This is a genomic window from Nocardia otitidiscaviarum (assembly GCF_007362295.1).
GTDB classification, from domain to species: domain Bacteria; phylum Actinomycetota; class Actinomycetes; order Mycobacteriales; family Mycobacteriaceae; genus Nocardia; species Nocardia otitidiscaviarum.
Genome location: NZ_CP041695.1, coordinates 314,390 through 330,294, shown reverse-complemented (window position 1 = coordinate 330,294; position 15,905 = coordinate 314,390). Strand labels below are relative to the sequence as shown.

18 protein-coding genes are annotated in these 15,905 nt (G+C 69.6%); 7 read left to right on the top strand and 11 right to left on the bottom strand.

All coding sequences use genetic code 11. The features are described 5' to 3' along the window. Positions 1-20 precede the first annotated feature (20 nt). From rpmB to rpsR, 4 genes are read left to right on the top strand one after another with little or no spacing between them, the layout of a single operon-like run. Positions 21-257, top strand: a complete 237-nt coding sequence (gene rpmB, locus FOH10_RS01195; protein ID WP_039817163.1) for a 50S ribosomal protein L28 — start codon at positions 21-23, stop codon at positions 255-257. A gap of 11 nt (positions 258-268) precedes the next feature. After that, positions 269-439 carry a 50S ribosomal protein L33 gene (gene rpmG / locus FOH10_RS01190; protein ID WP_029931154.1) on the top strand — a complete coding sequence of 57 codons (171 nt, stop codon included), beginning with the start codon at positions 269-271 and terminating at the stop codon, positions 437-439. 1 nt (position 440) lies between these two features. Beyond that, positions 441-746 carry a 30S ribosomal protein S14 gene (gene rpsN, locus FOH10_RS01185; RefSeq protein ID WP_029931153.1) on the top strand — a complete coding sequence of 102 codons (306 nt, stop codon included), beginning with the start codon at positions 441-443 and terminating at the stop codon, positions 744-746. 33 nt (positions 747-779) lie between these two features. Then, complete coding sequence (gene rpsR / locus FOH10_RS01180) at positions 780-1,034, top strand: 30S ribosomal protein S18 (protein ID WP_011211513.1); 255 nt, start codon at positions 780-782, stop codon at positions 1,032-1,034. Between the two features lie 185 nt (positions 1,035-1,219). Here rpsR and FOH10_RS01175 read toward each other — a convergent pair whose 3' ends face one another. Both FOH10_RS01175 and FOH10_RS01170 read right to left on the bottom strand, forming a co-directional pair. Continuing rightward, the gene (locus FOH10_RS01175) at positions 1,220-1,702 is read right to left on the bottom strand and encodes an SRPBCC family protein (RefSeq protein WP_186000674.1); all 483 of its coding nucleotides are present in this window, start codon (positions 1,700-1,702) and stop codon (positions 1,220-1,222) included. A 101-nt stretch (positions 1,703-1,803) separates the two neighbouring features. Beyond that, entirely contained in the window at positions 1,804-2,364 is a 561-nt protein-coding gene (locus tag FOH10_RS01170) for a LysM peptidoglycan-binding domain-containing protein (RefSeq protein ID WP_172544772.1), read from the bottom strand. Positions 2,365-2,570: 206 nt separating this feature from the next. Between FOH10_RS01170 and FOH10_RS01165 the strand changes: the two genes are divergently transcribed. Then, positions 2,571-3,029 (top strand): hypothetical protein, encoded by a 459-nt coding sequence (locus FOH10_RS01165; RefSeq protein WP_143979288.1) that lies wholly within the window; start codon positions 2,571-2,573, stop codon positions 3,027-3,029. A gap of 110 nt (positions 3,030-3,139) precedes the next feature. On the opposite strand, the gene purH is transcribed toward FOH10_RS01165, so the two are convergent. From purH to sucC, 6 genes are all read right to left on the bottom strand, one after another. Next, positions 3,140-4,741, bottom strand: coding sequence for a bifunctional phosphoribosylaminoimidazolecarboxamide formyltransferase/IMP cyclohydrolase (purH, locus tag FOH10_RS01160; RefSeq protein WP_143983791.1), 1,602 nt, complete (start codon positions 4,739-4,741; stop codon positions 3,140-3,142). Between the two features lie 11 nt (positions 4,742-4,752). Beyond that, positions 4,753-5,409 carry a phosphoribosylglycinamide formyltransferase gene (gene purN, locus FOH10_RS01155; protein WP_162836500.1) on the bottom strand — a complete coding sequence of 219 codons (657 nt, stop codon included), beginning with the start codon at positions 5,407-5,409 and terminating at the stop codon, positions 4,753-4,755. A 64-nt stretch (positions 5,410-5,473) separates the two neighbouring features. After that, positions 5,474-7,063: a cell division protein PerM gene (locus FOH10_RS01150; RefSeq protein WP_143979287.1), complete on the bottom strand. Its 1,590-nt coding sequence runs from the start codon at positions 7,061-7,063 to the stop codon at positions 5,474-5,476. Between the two features lie 1,011 nt (positions 7,064-8,074). Continuing rightward, positions 8,075-9,127: a DUF5336 domain-containing protein gene (locus FOH10_RS01145; RefSeq protein WP_143979286.1), complete on the bottom strand. Its 1,053-nt coding sequence runs from the start codon at positions 9,125-9,127 to the stop codon at positions 8,075-8,077. 337 nt (positions 9,128-9,464) lie between these two features. Next, positions 9,465-10,379: a succinate--CoA ligase subunit alpha gene (gene sucD / locus FOH10_RS01140; protein ID WP_143979285.1), complete on the bottom strand. Its 915-nt coding sequence runs from the start codon at positions 10,377-10,379 to the stop codon at positions 9,465-9,467. Positions 10,380-10,394: 15 nt separating this feature from the next. Further along, positions 10,395-11,561, bottom strand: a complete 1,167-nt coding sequence (gene sucC, locus FOH10_RS01135) for an ADP-forming succinate--CoA ligase subunit beta (RefSeq protein ID WP_143979284.1) — start codon at positions 11,559-11,561, stop codon at positions 10,395-10,397. A 1,188-nt stretch (positions 11,562-12,749) separates the two neighbouring features. Between sucC and FOH10_RS35355 the strand changes: the two genes are divergently transcribed. After that, the gene (locus tag FOH10_RS35355; RefSeq protein WP_228807288.1) at positions 12,750-13,586 is read left to right on the top strand and encodes a M23 family metallopeptidase; all 837 of its coding nucleotides are present in this window, start codon (positions 12,750-12,752) and stop codon (positions 13,584-13,586) included. Between the two features lie 111 nt (positions 13,587-13,697). On the opposite strand, the gene FOH10_RS01125 is transcribed toward FOH10_RS35355, so the two are convergent. After that, a complete protein-coding gene (locus FOH10_RS01125) occupies positions 13,698-14,684 on the bottom strand; it encodes an aldo/keto reductase (RefSeq protein ID WP_143979282.1) in 987 nt (328 codons plus the stop codon). 146 nt (positions 14,685-14,830) lie between these two features. On the opposite strand from FOH10_RS01125, the gene FOH10_RS01120 reads away from it, so the two are divergent. Beyond that, positions 14,831-15,193: a hypothetical protein gene (locus tag FOH10_RS01120; RefSeq protein WP_051037721.1), complete on the top strand. Its 363-nt coding sequence runs from the start codon at positions 14,831-14,833 to the stop codon at positions 15,191-15,193. A 164-nt stretch (positions 15,194-15,357) separates the two neighbouring features. On the opposite strand, the gene FOH10_RS01115 is transcribed toward FOH10_RS01120, so the two are convergent. Next, the gene (locus FOH10_RS01115; protein ID WP_143979281.1) at positions 15,358-15,666 is read right to left on the bottom strand and encodes a hypothetical protein; all 309 of its coding nucleotides are present in this window, start codon (positions 15,664-15,666) and stop codon (positions 15,358-15,360) included. Between the two features lie 4 nt (positions 15,667-15,670). Continuing rightward, positions 15,671-15,859, bottom strand: coding sequence for a hypothetical protein (locus FOH10_RS01110; RefSeq protein ID WP_029931140.1), 189 nt, complete (start codon positions 15,857-15,859; stop codon positions 15,671-15,673). Positions 15,860-15,905: the final 46 nt, after the last annotated feature.

Here is a 15,905-nt window from a genome sequence, read left to right as displayed (position 1 = left end):
AACAACTGGAAGGGAGTGACATGTCGGCCATCTGCCAGGTCACCGGGCGCAAACCGGGATTCGGCAAGTCCGTATCGCACTCGCACAAGCGGACGAACCGGCGGTGGAACCCCAATATCCAGCGCAAGACCTACTACCTGCCCAGTGAGGACCGGCGCATCACGCTGACCGTCTCCACCAAGGGCATCAAAACCATCGACCGCGACGGGATCGAGGCCGTGGTGGCCCGGCTCCGGGCGCGCGGCGAGAAGATCTAGGAAGGCCGCCGATGGCATCCAAGTCGACCGAGCTGCGTCCGGTCATCAAGCTCAAGTCCACCGCGGGCACCGGGTACACCTACGTCACCCGCAAGAACCGCCGCAACGATCCCGACCGGATGGTGCTCAAGAAGTACGACCCGGTGGTGCGCAAGCACGTCGACTTCCGCGAGGAGCGCTGACGTGGCCAAGAAGTCCAAGATCGAGAAGAACGAGCGGCGCAAGATCGTGGTGGCGCGCTACGCCGAACGGCGGGCCGAGCTCAAGGAGCTCATCCGCAAGCCCACCACCTCCGACGCCGACCGCGCCGCCGCACAGACCGCCCTGCAGAAACTGCCGCGCGATGCCAGTCCGGTACGCTTGCGCAATCGGGACGCCTCGGATGGACGCCCACGCGGCCATCTCCGGAAGTTCGGTCTCTCGCGCGTGCGCGTGCGCGAGATGGCACACCGGGGCGAACTGCCCGGTGTGCACAAATCGAGCTGGTAAGCAACCACATCTGGTGAGTAAGGAACCGCTGACATGGCAGTGAAGCGAGCACCGTCGAAGAAGGTCCGCGCTGAGCAGGCCCGACGTCCGAAGAAGAACCCCCTGATCGCCGCCGGTATCGAAACCGTCGACTACAAGGACGTGAACCTGCTCCGCACGTTCATCTCCGACCGCGGCAAGATTCGCAGCCGCCGGGTCACCGGGCTGACGCCGCAGCAGCAGCGACAGGTCGCCGTCGCGGTGAAGAACGCGCGGGAGATGGCGTTGCTGCCGTTCACCAGCCGCTGACGCGACTGTCGGACGTAAAGGGTTGAGCCCCCGATGCTTTCGCATCGGGGGCTCGACGCGTTTCGCGGGGCGCGACCCCAGACGCGTACGCGGGCAGGCTCGATGCGCGAGCCCGAGAGGTTCAGGGGGCTACGGCGGCGGGGGAAGCGCGGTTCGGGTGCGGCGTGTTGGTCGGCTACGTGGGGTCAGACGGTGGCTTGTTCGGCTTCGCGGATGGCGCGGGCGAGGGTGGCGGTGGCGTAGCGGCGCCAGAGGGGGGCGACGATGTAGCGGACGAGGCGGGTGCGGCCGGGGTGGGGGAAGAAGGAATAGGTCCAGCGGACAAGGGAATTGCGGCCTGCGGGGGTGAAGGTCCACTCGCCGTCGACCTTGGCCACCAGACGGCGCATGGTGCCGGTGAATTCGGTCAGTTCGTAGCTGAAGTGGCGGGCGCGGGTGTAGCCGGTGAGTTCCTCCCGGGCGGTGGAACCGTCGGAGAGGACGACGGTGCGGGTATTGCCCGCGGTATCCCACGGGCCGGACTGGTCGCGCACCTCGCGGACGGCGGGCAGTGGACCCATGCCGGTGAAGATGGTGGGCAGATCGATGGGGGCGATCACCTCCATGGCCGTCGCCGCCGAGGTGCGGCAGGTGGATTCGACGGTGACCGGAACGTAGCCGAGGCTCATGGCACACATTGTGCCGGGAAGTTTGCCGACGCGCCCGGAACGAGAAGAGCCCCAGCGCCTTTGACGCCGGGGCTCGATGCTCGTTCCGCGCGACCGTCCGCTTACGGGATGGTCAGCACCTGGCCGACATTGATCAGATCCGGATTGTCGATGCCGCTGGCCGACGCGATCTCGGGGTAGCGGTTGCCGTCACCGTAGTACTGCTCGGCGATGGCCCACAGGGTCTCACCGGGAGCGACGGTGTGGGTGCGCACCTCCGGAGCCGGCGGCGGGGCCGGAGCCTCCGCCGCGGGGGCCGCGACGGCCTCCGGCTCGGCCTGGATCGGGTTGTCGGTATTGGTGCCCGACGACCACAGCGCGCCGCCGTCCTTGCCGTACAGCACGACATTGCGGTCGGGCTGCACGACCAGCCGGTCCGCGTCCTTGCCATTGGTCTCGGTGGACCAGGCCGCGCCCTCACCCTTGTACAGCACGAAGTTGCCGTCCGCCTGCAGCACGGCCCGCTCGACACCCTGATCGTGAGTGGAGGTGTGCCAGACGACATTGCCGTCCGGCTCCGTCAGCACGAGGTTGCCATCATTCTGCAGAGTCAGGGTGTAGGCACCACCCTTCAGGGACTGACCGAGCCCAAGTTCTTCGCCTACATGCAACGCGTCGCCCACGATGCGTCCTTTCGGAGGGGGGATCTTCGGTAAATCGATGGCGGGAGAAGTGCATTCGCGCATCTGCCGAACAGGCTACTGCTCGGACGCCGCGCACCGGGGAGATACGCGCCGCAACGGATGAGATTTTGACGACGCTTCGCCAGAAGTTCGCCGGAGGATCGGACCGGACGTGTGGAATCGGCCGGACGATTAGGGTTGGGGCCATGTACGGGAATTGGGGACGCCGCCTCGCCGCGGCCACGACCGCCGGGCTGCTGAGCCTGACGATCGCCGCCTGCTCGAGCTCGGACGACAACGCCGACACGCCGCGCGGCACCACCGCCTCCACCACGGAGACCACACCCACCGAAGCCCCCGAAGGTCAGCTGGGCCGGGCCTTCACCGCCGACCCGACCATCGTCAACCCCCGCCCCATCCCCTTCGACAGCTGGACCCGCCTCGCCCCCGACAAGATCGCGGTGAACTTCCAGACCGGCTCCCCGGAGTGCTACGGCGTGGACGCCACCACCACCGAGACCGACGAATCGGTCACGGTGGAACTGCGCGCCGGAACCCGGCCCGAAGCGGTGGGTCGGATGTGCACCATGATCGCGGTGTTCGGCACCCTCGAGATCCAGCTGGAGAAACCGCTGGGCGACCGAACAGTGTTGAGCGCCAAGTAGATAGCGCCAAGTAGACAGCGACACGGAGAAACAGCGCCGACTAGAAACAGCGCCCGGAAAGCAGCCGAGCCGGTACGCGTCACCCGCGTACCGGCTCGGCGAATCGTCGGTCAGTGCGCGAAGTGGCGCGCCCCGGTGAAGTACAGCGTGACCCCGGCCTCGCGGCACAGGTCGATGGTGTCCTTGTCGCGGATGGATCCACCCGGCTGCACGATCGCGGTGATCCCGGCGGCCACCAGCTGCTGCGGCCCGTCGGAGAATGGGAAGAAGGCATCGGAGGCCGCGACCGAGCCCTTGGCGCGGTCACCGGCGCGCTGCACCGCCAGCTGTACCGCGTCCACACGGTTGACCTGCCCCATGCCGACGCCGACGGACGCGCCGTCGTGGGCCAGCAGAATGGCATTGGATTTCACGGCACGGCAAGCGCGCCAAGCGAATTCGAGATCGGCCAGGGTCTCGGCGGAGGCCGCGTCACCGGCGACCAGCTGCCAGTTGGCGGGCGCGTCACCCGCGGCGTCGAGGATGTCGCGATCCTGCAGCAGCACACCACCGCTCACCGGACGCAGCTCCGCGCCCTTGCGCCGGGGCGCCTCGGCGATGAGGATGCGCACGTTCTTCTTGCGCCGCAACACGTCCACGGCGCCGTCGGCATAGCCGGGGGCCACGATGACCTCGGTGAAGATCTCGGCGACCTGCTCGGCCATCTCCACCGACACCTCGCGGTTGGCCGCGATCACGCCGCCGTACGCGGAGACCGGATCGCAGGCGTGCGCCTTGCGGTGCGCCTCGGCGATATCCGCGCCCACCGCGATGCCGCACGGGTTGGCGTGCTTGATGATCGCCACCGCCGGCGCCTCGAAGTCGTAGGCGGCGCGCCAGGCCGCGTCGGCATCGGTGTAGTTGTTGTACGACATCTCCTTGCCGTGCAACTGCTGCGCCTGCGCCAGCCCGGCCGGTCCGGCCGCATCGGTGTAGAGCGCGGCGGCCTGGTGCGGGTTCTCGCCGTAGCGCAGCACCGACTCACGGGTCCAGGTGGCGCCGATCCACTCCGGAAAGCGCTGCGCGCCTTCGGATTCCACACCCTCGGAAACCGCGGCGGGAGCGGCGGCCGGAACCGCGACCGAGGTCATCCAGCTGGCGACCGCCACGTCGTAGGTCGCGGTGTGCTGGAAAGCCTTGGCCGCCAGCTCGGTCCGCCGCGCCAGGGTGAAACCGCCGTCGCGCACCGAGGCCAGCACGTCGTCGTAGTCGCGGGTGTCGACCACCACGGCCACCGACGGGTGGTTCTTGGCGGCGGCGCGCACCATGGACGGTCCGCCGATGTCGATCTGCTCCACGCACTCGTCCACGGTCGCGCCCGAGGCCACGGTCTGGGTGAAGGGGTACAGGTTCACCACGACGAGCTGGAATGCCTCCACGCCGAGTTCGACCAGCTGGTCGACGTGCTCCGCGCGGCGGGTGTCGGCGAGGATGCCCGCGTGCACGCGCGGGTGCAGGGTCTTGACGCGGCCGTCCAGGGTCTCCGGAAAGCCGGTCAGGTCCTCGACCTTGGTGACCGGAATGCCCGCGTCGGCGATCTTGCCCGCGGTGGAGCCGGTCGACACCAGCTCCACGCCCGCGGCGTGCAGACCGGAGGCCAGCTCGATCAGGCCCGTCTTGTCGTAGACGCTGACCAGGGCCCGCTTGATCGGCTTGCGCGCTGCCGGGTCCATCTGTGCCTCACTCACCGGAGAACTCGCTCATCTGGAATAACTGCCTTTCGTCCATCGGAGACAATGCCTCGCGTCGCGACGGCGGCGACCACCTCCGCCAACAACCGCCGTTCCACAACCTTGATGCGCTCGTGCAGCGACGCCTCGTCGTCGGCGGGCAGCACGGCGACGGCTTCCTGCGCGAGGATCGGCCCGGTATCGACACCGGCATCGACCAGATGCACGGTGGAGCCGGTGACCTTGACCCCGTACGCGAGCGCGTCCCGCACACCGTGCGCGCCCGGGAAGGCGGGCAGCAGCGCGGGATGGGTGTTGATGATGCGGCCGCCGAACCGGTCCAGGAAGACGGGGCCGAGGATCTTCATGAAACCCGCCGACACCACCAGATCGGGTTCGCGGGCGGCGACGGCCTCGGTGAGCGCGACATCCCAGGCGGCACGATCGTCGAAATCACGCAGGGCGACCCGGAAATTCGGAATGCCGTACTCGTCGGCGTGGGCGGTGGCGGCGCAGTCGCGGTCCACGCCGACGGCGACGACGCGGGCCGGATAGTCCGGTTCCCGGGTGGCGGCGAGCAGCGAACGCAGCAGCGAACCGGTGCCGGAGGCGAGCACGACGACGCTCGCGGGCGCGGTGGGCGGCAGCAGCTGGGCGGGCGTGGACGTCAGCGCACTACTCCCTGTGAGTCGGGCGGGGCGGGGGGCGGGCGGCTGCGAACCGCCGCCCTAGAGCCTAACGACCGTCCACTTCACCGGTGTCGAGCAGGTCCGCCTCCACCACTTCGGCGTCCACGATGTCGGCGTCGGCCGGGTCGTCCGCGTGGGGTTCGGCGGTGAGGGCGGGCGGTTCGTCGACGAGTTCGCCGTCGACCTCGACCACGCGCTCGGTGCCGTCGGGCGCGTCTTCGTACTCGTCGTATTCGTCGTAGTAGTCGGCGTCCTCGTAATCGTCGGAGTCGTACCGGCTGTCGGAGTCGTACTCGTCATCGGAGTCGTACTCGCCATCGGAGTCGTACCGACCGTCGGAGTCGTATTCGTCGTCGTAGTCGGCGTATTCACCATCGGCGTAGTCGTCGGCGGCGTAGTCGTCGTCGGCGGCGTACCCGGGGTCGGCGGCGGGGACGACGAACCACCGCGCGGCGACCATGCCCACGTATCCGGGCAACGCCAGCCAGAGGAAGGCCGGTATCGCCAGCAGCAGCAGGTTCGGACCGATCTGCCCGAAGGAGCCGAGCACACCGCCGGCGAGCGAACCCAGCAGCGTGAGCAGCACCGCCGCTACGGCGGCCGAGGTGAGCGTGGCCCACGGGGCGGTCGGCCGATCGTCGGTGGTGCGTCCGATGTCCAGGCCGCCGAGCACGCCCACCGCGGCGGGCGCCAGCAGCAGCACGACCCACCAGCCCGCCGCCGGACCGGTCGGCACGGCGGCCGCGATCGGCACCGCCGGAATCGGCGCACCCGTGACCTCGAACAGGCTCAGCGAACCGGCGCCGATGTGCACCTGTCCGCCGACCAGCACCGCCACCGCGTCGATGAGCACATTCGGCAGATAGGCGACCGACAGCAGCGTCAGCCCGAGCACACCCGCGATATCGCCCGCGGCCCGGTAGGTCTCACCGATGGCGGACCAGTGCGCCAGGAAGGACACCAGGGTGACGGCGGCGGCGACGAGCAGCAGTCGCCACACGGCCCGCACCCCCGCCCGCACCCCGGGCACCACCCAGTGCGGCACCGGCGCCGGGGACAGCGCGAGCAGCTCCCGCCACCGGCGACTGCCGATGCCCGCGGCGGCCGCCAGCAGGTGCAGGCCGAAGACCCAGCCGAAGGCGGCCGAGGTGTTCGGCGGCTGCAACGACACCACCGCGGCGGCATCGTCGGCGACGGCCAGACAGACCGCCGTGATGAGCAGCGGACCGCCCAGCGCCGCGCCGACGATCCAGCCGAGGTCGGCGCGGTTGCTCTCGTCGGGCACCGCGTGGGCGCAGTCGCGCGCCGCGATCCAGAGCATGAGCCCGGTCGGCAGCAGGGGCAGCAGTCCCAGTGACGTCTTGCCGATCACCAGCGGAACCTGATGGACCGCGAGCCAGCTCGCCGCGATCGCGCCTCCGGTCCCCTCCAGCCCACTGCCCGCCGCCAACAGCGCCCCCGACACCAGTGCGACGATGACGAGCAGGGCGATGCTCGACGCCCGCGCCGCCACCACCAGCAGCACCCGAGCCCGCTCCGGAGTCAACGACCCGAATCCGCCGCCGGGTCCCCCCGAACCCGGTTCCGGCGGCTCGATATCGCTCAGACGCGCCAATGCGGCCTTCGCAGCGCTCATGGACATCCACCCTGGCAGCTTCACCCACGGCGACGCCTCAGGCGCGCCGCGCACCCGCCCCCGGGAACGCCCTCGCTCCCGAGCACCGCTCGATCGCCCGGCACGGCCACGCGCCGCTGCCGCCCTGGACGCCCGGCCCGGCGGCCCGAAACCTCCGCGCCCACGCTCCACATCCGTATCCAGGGTGTCCGCGGGACCGCTGCCGCGCGCTGCTACGTCGATGCGCTCGTCCGCTGGACGCATACGTCTTCCGCCCGCACGCGCCCGCGCGCCGCCGCGCTCGGAGCCGTCGACGGGCTGCCGCCGGTCGTCCGCGTATGCCCGACGGTCGACGCCGGGTTCGGCGGCACCGCGCCGGGTACCACCCGAACGGCTCCCGGACGGCCCGGTGCGTGTCCTGCGAGGCTCACCCGCGTAGCCCCGGCGGTCATCGCCGAATTCATCGTGACGCGATGTGGCACGGATGTCGGCGGACGCGGACGCCCGTCTCGCGGTGGTACGCCGTCGAACCCGAGACAGCGCATGGCGCAAGCCATCCCACGGCATGTGGCCGGATGCGCCGTCGGGCGTACGGCGTGGTGTGGTGGCCCGACGTGCGGGGGGAGGGCCGCTGCCCTCTCCCGAGCGGCGGGGACGGCGGGGTTCGCGCGGGGGTTCTGAAGGAGTCACGGTGACAGGGCAATCCGATTCGAGCGTGGTCGACGACCCGACCGCCGAGGCCGGATGCACCGTCTCGGCCGGATCGGGCCCGAGCGCGACACGGCGTTGCGAGCGCGTGGTGGGCGATCGAACGTCGTGGCGGAGGGGACGGCGAGCCGAGCGGCTACGGCGGTGAGTGGCGGGCGGCGGTGATGCCACCGCGGCGGATCGACGAGGCGAGTGGGGCAACGATTGCGGGGTCCGCGAACGAAGTCCGGTGGCCCGCGAGCGGCCCCGGGTGGCCCGCAAGCACAACGGCCCCCGGTGTTCCCACCGGGGGCCGTTCGTCACGTCGGTCGATACCCGGACCGACTACTTGTCGTCCTGCCCCGGCCGGAACGCCTTGGTGGCGTCGGCGGCCGGATCGGCGCTCTGCTCACCGCCGAACGGCTTCTCCTGGCCGCCGCCGTACTGCTGACCGCCGTACTGCTGGCCGCCGAAGTGCTGGGTCGCGCCCTCGTCCGGGCGCGGCTGCGGCTGCGAACCGGTGCCGTAGGGCGACTGGCCGTAAGACGGCTGCTGACCGTAGCCACCCGGCTGACCGGGCTGCTGGCCGTAGGCGGGCTGCTGACCGTAGGACTGCTGACCCGGCTGGCCCGGCTGCTGACCGTAGGAGGGCTGCTGCTGGTACTGCGGACCGGTGCCCTGGCCGCCGCCGAAGGACGGCTGCTGGCCGTAGCCGCCCGGCTGGCCCGGCTGCTGACCGTAGCCACCCGACTGGCCGTAGGACGGCTGACCGGGCTGCTGGCCGTAGCCGCCCGGCTGGCCCGGCTGCTGACCGTACCCGCCGGGCTGACCGCCCTGGCCGTACCCGCCGGGCTGCGGCGCGGGCTTCGGGGCCGGGGGCTTGAGGATCCCCAGCTCGAACAGCAGGGCCGCGATGGCGACCACGGTCTGTGCGAAGGCGAAGACCAGGACGACGATGCCGCCCCACTCCAGCGAGACGGAATCATCGAGCGAGAAGACAGTGAACAGCAGGGTGAGGAACGCCGCCAGCGAGGCGGCGGCCGCGATCGGGGCCCAGTTCTGCTTGGAGATCAACGACAGCCCGGCCAGGATTCCGGCGATCAGCAGGAGAGCCAGCGGCGCGGAGCCGCCGCCCTCGAAGAAGCTGGCGGAGGTGTCCACGTCCACCGAGCCGCCACCCAGGTCGAAGCTGGTGAACGGCGTGAATCCGAGCAGGAAGGTGATGACACCGAGCGCGGCGACACCGATGGCCAGGAAGAACGGCAGCCCCTTGCCCGTCGCGGCCGCGGCGCTCGCTCCACCGGTGGGACCGGCGGCGGGCTGCTGGCCGAAGCCGGGTGCGGAGGAGGGCGTCGGCGCGGGCGCGTTGTACCCCGAGCCCCCGGTCGGGTATGACATGTCGTCGTCTCCTATCGAATAGTTCACGAACAGCGCTGGCTGCTCCCCCGACGCTACTGCACCAGACCGTCCGGGTCACCATCTACCGCCGCCCGCGACCGGCGCGTTTGCGCCGAACCGAACGCATGCTACCCGGCGTCGTATTGCGTAAGCCGTTGGGCGACAACACCGTTCGCCGAAAGCGCGGGACAAGCCCGCTGGACGGGCGGCGGAAACCCGGCCGGATCGGCGTTTTCCGGCCACCAGGCGATAACGGTTCGGATACGCGAAGGCCGCCCACCGGACACGGCGGGCGGCCTTGCGACATCGGATCGGCGCCGGTGCGCCGATATCCGAATCAGGCGCTGATGCTGGCCTTCTCGAGGATCTCGCGCGCGAGGGCGGCGGTCTCGGACGGAGTCTTGCCGACCTTCACGCCCGCGGCCTCCAGGGCCTCCTTCTTCGCCGCGGCGGTGCCCGACGAACCGGAGACGATGGCGCCCGCGTGGCCCATGGTCTTGCCCTCGGGGGCGGTGAAGCCCGCGACGTAGCCGACGACCGGCTTGGTGACATTGGCCTGGATGTAGGCCGCGGCCCGCTCCTCGGCGTCGCCGCCGATCTCGCCGATCATGACGATGAGCTTGGTCTCGGGATCCTTCTCGAACGCCTCGATGGCGTCGATGTGGGTGGTGCCGATGACCGGGTCGCCGCCGATGCCGATGGCGGTGGAGAAGCCGAAGTCCCGCAGCTCGTACATCATCTGGTAGGTCAGCGTGCCGGACTTGGAGACCAGACCGATCGGGCCCTTGCCGGTGATGTTGGCCGGGGTGATGCCGACCAGCGACTCACCCGGGGTGATGATGCCGGGGCAGTTGGGGCCGATGATGCGGGTCTTGTTGCCCTTCTCGACGTTGTAGGCCCACGCGTAGGCGGTGTCCTGCACCGGGATGCCCTCGGTGATGACCACGAGCAGCGGGATCTCCGCGTCGATGGCCTCGATGATGGCGTCCTTGGCGAACTTCGGCGGCACGAAGGCGATCGACACGTCCGCGCCGGTCTCCTTCATGGCCTCCGCGACGGTGCCGAACACGGGCAGCTCGACCGCATTGCCGTCCTTGTCGGTGTGCGCCACGGTGGTGCCGGCCTTGCGGGCGTTCACGCCGCCGACGACCTGGGTGCCCGCCTTCAGCATCAGCGCGGTGTGCTTGGTGCCCTCGCCGCCGGTGATGCCCTGGACGATGACCTTGGAGTCCTTGTTCAGGAAGATAGACATTGTGGTTCGTGTCCTTTACTTGGCCGCGGCCAGTTCGGCGGCCTTGTCGGCGCCTTCGTCCATGGTCTGAGCGAGGGTCACCAGCGGGTGGTTGGCGTCGACGAGGATCTGGCGACCCTCCTCGACCTTGTTGCCGTCCAGGCGGACGACCAGCGGCTTGGTGGCCGCGTCGCCCAGAATCTCGAGTGCCTTCACGATGCCGTTCGCGACCGCGTCACAGGCGGTGATGCCGCCGAAGACATTGACGAACACCGACTTGACCTGCTTGTCGCCCAGGATGACGTCCAGGCCGTTCGCCATGACCTCGGCGGACGCGCCGCCGCCGATGTCGAGGAAGTTGGCGGGCTTGACACCGCCGTGGCCCTCACCGGCGTAGGCGACCACGTCCAGGGTCGACATGACCAGACCGGCGCCATTGCCGATGATGCCGACCTCGCCGTCGAGCTTGACGTAGTTGAGGTCGTTCTCCTTGGCCTTGAGCTCGAGCGGATCGGTGGCGTCGATATCCGCGTAGACCGCGTGGTCGGGGTGGCGGAACTCGGCGTTCTCGTCCAGGGTGACCTTGCCGTCGAGGGCCAGGATCTCGTTGTCGGGGGTGCGCACCAGCGGGTTGACCTCGACCAGGGTGGCGTCCTCGGAGATGAACACCTCCCACAGCTTCTGGATGGTGACCGCGGCCGCGTCCAGGATGTCGGCGGGCAGGTGGCCCTGCTCGGCGATGGAGCGCGCGAAGGCCAGGTCCACGCCCTTGACGGCGTCGACCGGCACCTTGGCCAGGCGGTCGGGCTTGGTGGCGGCCACTTCCTCGATCTCCATGCCGCCCTCGACCGAGCACATGGCCAGGTAGGTGCGGTTGGCGCGATCGAGCAGGAAGGAGATGTAGTACTCCGACGCGATGTCCTTGGCCTCGGCGACCAGGATCTTCTTGGTGATGTGACCCTTGATGTCCAGGCCCAGGATGTTCTGGGCGTGGGTGAAAGCGTCTTCGGGGGTGGCGGCGTACTTCACGCCACCGGCCTTGCCGCGGCCACCGACCTTGACCTGCGACTTGATCATCACAGGCTTGCCGATTTCCTCCGCGATCGCGCGAGCGTCCTCGGCCGAGTCCGTGACGCGGCCCTCCGACGAAGGCACTCCGTGCTTCACGAAGAGTTCCTTCGCCTGATATTCGAAGAGATCCATGTACTCACCGTCTCGTCTGCGTTGTTGTGACAACGTCTTTGTTGGCGGCCCGTCGTCAGCCCGTAGCGACCGCTTGCAGGTCGCCCGTGAAGGCCAGTGGGTCGGGTCGGACTCTAATCAGTCACATGGAGCCGAAATCAGCCGCATACAGCCTAAGTGGCGCAGGTCACGGTACAGTCTCCAGGGCCACAAAACCGCTGGGTATGACTACTCGCGAGTAGCTTTCGGACCGCGTGGCAGGTGAACGGGACGAATCCCGCAGAGCGGTACAGACTACGACGCCTTGTAGTGGAACGGGCTCACACAGTTACCCACAGCACAGTGAGGCAATCCCGGAGGGCGACGTGATGAATGTCACAGCATCGACACGACAGGGGTTCATCGCTTGCCGACCCGCAATCGTTTCGTTACCGTCGTTGCGGTCGATGTCACAACACGGTCACGGCAGGAGGACGGCAAGCTTGACGCAGCACAGCGCTCCGCAGGTAGGAAGCCGCTCCGCAGGCGACCCGTCGAAATCGAGCTCCCTCCCCGCAGGTCGGACGAACGCCCATGAGTGACGGCGTATTCCCGACCGGGCGGCGCGCGCGGGCCAATCGGTACCGACAGGACGACGAAACCTTCGGCGACTCCGGACATTTCAGCCATAACGCCCAGTCCGGCGGCGGCACCCGATACGAGCACGGCCAGGTCTACGGCTGGCAGGCGCCCTCGTCCGCGCAGGGCGAGTGGAATGCCCACGGCGGCTGGGACGCACACGCCGCGAGCGCGCAGGGCACCGCCGACAACGGTTACGGCGACAACGGTTACGGCGACAACTGGAACAGCGGCACCTGCTATGACGGCGCCAGCTGGAACAACGCGGCCGACGCCGACTGGAACAGCGAGACCGCCGACTGGAACGACGGCGGCGCTCGAGGCGACTGGCACGCCGACGCCGACGGCTCCTGGAACGGCAAGACCGACGGTTCCTGGAACGGCAACGCCGCCAACTGGAACCGTGATTCCGGCAGCGCCTGGGACGGCGACGCCGCGAACGGCGGCGCGGGCGGCTGGGGCGAATCCGCCGCCGAATGGTCCGGTGACTCCTGGAATTCCGGCGACGACGCCTGGGAGTCGCCCGCCGATCCGAACCCCTCCGACGAGCATCGGCCCGTCTACACCTTCCGCACCGCGTCCGGTGAGCCGCTGGAGTTCTCCCGCGACGGTGCCCGCGTCGATTCCGCCGCCTCCGGCGCGCCCGAATCCGCCGCCCCCGCATCGCGTTCCGCCACCCGCGCCGCGCGCAACCGCCGTTCGGGCGGCGCGCACCGGGTGCCCGCCCCGCCCGCCGCGCTGAAGGGCCGCGCGGCCGTGGTGGCCGTCGCCGCCGGCGCCGTGGTGGCCGCCGGGCAGACCGGCATGGACACCGCGCCGACGACGGGCGAGTTCCAGGCCGCCGATCAGGTCACCGAACTGGCCGCCCAGAGCGTGAGCCTCACCGGCGCGGAGACGCAGGATTCGGGAGCACCGCAGGTGCTGAACGTTTCGACGCCGATGGACCTGGGCTCCTTCGACGACATCCTGCGCAAGGGTGAACAGTTCGCCGCCGATCTGGCCGCCCAGGAGGCCGCCAAGCTGCGCCCGCTGTTCACCAAGTTCACCAGCGGTAATTTCACCTCCGGGTTCGGCGCCCGCTGGGGTGTCCAGCATCTCGGCATCGACGTGGCCGCCCCCATCGGCACCCCCATCTACGCGGTGGCCGACGGCGTGGTCCTCGAAGCGGGTCCCGCCTCCGGTTTCGGCATGTGGGTCCGCCTCCTCCACGACGACGGCACCGTCACCGTCTACGGACACATCGACACCGCCACCGTCTCCCAGGGCCAGTACGTCATGGCGGGCGACCAGATCGCCACCGTCGGCAACCGCGGCTTCTCCACCGGCCCGCACTGCCACTTCGAGGTCTGGCTGAACGGCGTGAACAAGATCGACCCGGTCCCGTGGCTGGCCTCCCGCGGCATCGCCCTGGGCCCCCAGCGCGACTGACTCTCGATACCTCCGTAACTCTGGTGTGGACGCGCTGTTCTCCGCGCGCCCACCGGCCTTCCGCGCACCCGCCACAGCCGGTCCCAGGACGCACCCCGCCGGGGAGTGGCGTCACGCTCGGAGCGTGTATCCGCTGGTGTCGACTCTGGAGACCTGCTCGCCGTAGATGCCCGGTGCCGTATCGCAGCTCGCGATGAAGTCGCCGGGGAAGCCGAGGTCGAAAGGAGCGGCGGCTTCCAGGGTTTCGACCGCTTCGTCCGACAGCATGAGCTCGACCGCGCCGAGGTTCTCGGTCAGCTGTCCCGCGCTGCTGACGCCGACGATGGGCAGGACGGCGGGCGAGCGGTGGCGGGTCCAGGCCAGGGCGACGTGGGCCGCGGGCACGCCCAACTCGGCGGCGACCTCGTCGACCGCGGCGGCTGCCGCGCGCTGGCGCTCGGTGAACCGGCCGGGGTCGGCGCGGCGTCCGGCGCGACCGGACAGGACGCCCTGCCCGAGCGGCCCCCACGCCGTGACGCTCATGCCGAATGCCTCCGCCATCGGGATCAACTCGCGTTCGGCATCCCGCCACAGCAGGTTGTAGGGCACCTGGAGTCCGGCGAACGGGGTGCGGTCGCGCAGCTCCGCCACCGTGTTCGCGCGCGCGACCACCCAGGCCGGCGCATCGGAAATGCCCAGATGCAGGACCTTGCCGGAGCGAACGGCGTCATCGAGCGCGCGCAGCGTCTCCTCGATGGGTGTGAGCCGATCCCAGACATGCACCCAGTAGACGTCGATGTAGTCGGTGCGCAGCTTCCGCAGGCTCTGTTCCAGGCTCAACATCAGGTTCTTGCGGTGGTTGCCCGCCGCGTTCGGGTCGGCGGCGTCGCGGGTCGGCGTGTATTTGGTGCCGATGACGAAGCGATCGCGGTCGCGCAGCGCCGAGCCGAGTAGTTCCTCACTCGGGCCGTACATGGGTGCGGTGTCGAGGAAGTTGCCTCCGGCGGCGGCGAAGACATCGAGTATGCGGCGGTATTCGTCCGCGTCCCGCAGGGCCATGGTGCCCAGCACCAGTTCGGACACGCGGAGGCCGGTTCGGCCGAAGAGTCGGTATCGCATGACGACCACTCTGCTGGGTGGCCGCCCGCGCAGGGAGACCGTGCCGGGGCCACGCTCCACGGCCCCGGTATACCTGGCGATTCCTTCCGATCGGTAACAGTCGACGCCACCGCACCGACGATCCTTCGGTAACCGGAAGGAGTTCCATGAGAAAAACGATTGCCGCCGCGGCACGGGTCGCGGCCGCTGGTGTTTCGGGTGTGGCCTTCGTAGCGATCGTCGGTTCCGGGAGCGCGCAGGCGGCGCCGCAGGATTGCGCCGTCGAGCGCGATCTGTTCGGCGCGTCGGCCGTGTGCCAGCCCGACGGGGGCAGCAATTACGTCCTGCATGTCGACTGTTTCGGGCTATACGCCAGTGGTCCGTTCCCGATGTACGGCGTCGGGCCGTACACCGCGCTCAGCTACCCGTTCACGCCGAACGGCGAGCGCGTCACCACGGGGTGCACGGGGATGGGTCCCGGTGTCGTGGCCGTGGCGACCAACGCCTATGTCGAGGTCTACCAGGGCTAGCCAGCCTCACGACGGCGATCCTTCCGGGCTCGGTTGGTCTATCCCGCGCTCGGAGGTCGTTCCTGCCCTCGGCGATCGCTTCCACATTCGGCGATCATCTCCACGCTCGGCGGTCGCCGCGTACAGGGGAGGCGGCTCGGTCGGTGCCGGGCGCGGGGGCGGCCTCACAGGTCGAATCGCGCCCGCATACCCACCTTGACCTGCTCCAGCGTCTCGCCCCCGATGGCCCCCTCGTAGGTGACGAGGCTGGTGCGCCGGTAGATGGTGATGTCGTAGAGCGCGATCACGTGCGGCGTGCCCGGGATGGGAACCGACAGCAGCCGGTGCGCGGCGGGCACTTCGTCACCGGGGTGTACGAGCGCTACCACCAGCAGCGGATTCTGCTGCACCACGGCGTCGGCGTCCAACAGCACCACCCGGCGTTCCTGCCCGAACAGTGAGCTGGCCGCCATCCACAGCTCACCCTGCCGCATCGGCTCAGTCTGCATCGGAGGCTTCGAATTCGGCCTCCGCGCCGAGCCTTTCGTCGGGTGGGCGGTCGCGCAGTTCGGCGAGATCCTCCTCGAGCAGCCGCTGCCGCACCGCACGGGTGACGTAGTCGTTCATATCCGCGCCCGCGGTCGCTCTCAGCCGGGTGGCGATCGCATCCGGAAGTAACACGGTCATTCTCGTCGCCATACCTTCGAGTACACGCCCTGTCGCACCGCCCCGG

What these genes read in the sequence shown, in the direction of transcription:
- rpmB (WP_039817163.1), top strand. Translation starts at nt 21, where the DNA reads ATGTCGGCCATCTGCCAGGTCACCGGGCGCAAACCGGGATTCGGCAAG.
- FOH10_RS01150 (WP_143979287.1), bottom strand. Translation starts at nt 7,063, where the DNA reads ATGAGCGCTGCGAAGGCCGCATTGGCGCGTCTGAGCGATATCGAGCCG.
- FOH10_RS01110 (WP_029931140.1), bottom strand. Translation starts at nt 15,859, where the DNA reads ATGACCGTGTTACTTCCGGATGCGATCGCCACCCGGCTGAGAGCGACC.
- rpsR (WP_011211513.1), top strand. Translation starts at nt 780, where the DNA reads ATGGCAGTGAAGCGAGCACCGTCGAAGAAGGTCCGCGCTGAGCAGGCC.
- rpmG (WP_029931154.1), top strand. Translation starts at nt 269, where the DNA reads ATGGCATCCAAGTCGACCGAGCTGCGTCCGGTCATCAAGCTCAAGTCC.
- FOH10_RS01145 (WP_143979286.1), bottom strand. Translation starts at nt 9,127, where the DNA reads ATGTCATACCCGACCGGGGGCTCGGGGTACAACGCGCCCGCGCCGACG.
- FOH10_RS01115 (WP_143979281.1), bottom strand. Translation starts at nt 15,666, where the DNA reads ATGCGGCAGGGTGAGCTGTGGATGGCGGCCAGCTCACTGTTCGGGCAG.
- purH (WP_143983791.1), bottom strand. Translation starts at nt 4,741, where the DNA reads ATGGACCCGGCAGCGCGCAAGCCGATCAAGCGGGCCCTGGTCAGCGTC.
- sucC (WP_143979284.1), bottom strand. Translation starts at nt 11,561, where the DNA reads ATGGATCTCTTCGAATATCAGGCGAAGGAACTCTTCGTGAAGCACGGA.
- FOH10_RS01165 (WP_143979288.1), top strand. Translation starts at nt 2,571, where the DNA reads ATGTACGGGAATTGGGGACGCCGCCTCGCCGCGGCCACGACCGCCGGG.
- FOH10_RS01120 (WP_051037721.1), top strand. Translation starts at nt 14,831, where the DNA reads ATGAGAAAAACGATTGCCGCCGCGGCACGGGTCGCGGCCGCTGGTGTT.
- sucD (WP_143979285.1), bottom strand. Translation starts at nt 10,379, where the DNA reads ATGTCTATCTTCCTGAACAAGGACTCCAAGGTCATCGTCCAGGGCATC.
- FOH10_RS01125 (WP_143979282.1), bottom strand. Translation starts at nt 14,684, where the DNA reads ATGCGATACCGACTCTTCGGCCGAACCGGCCTCCGCGTGTCCGAACTG.
- FOH10_RS01175 (WP_186000674.1), bottom strand. Translation starts at nt 1,702, where the DNA reads ATGAGCCTCGGCTACGTTCCGGTCACCGTCGAATCCACCTGCCGCACC.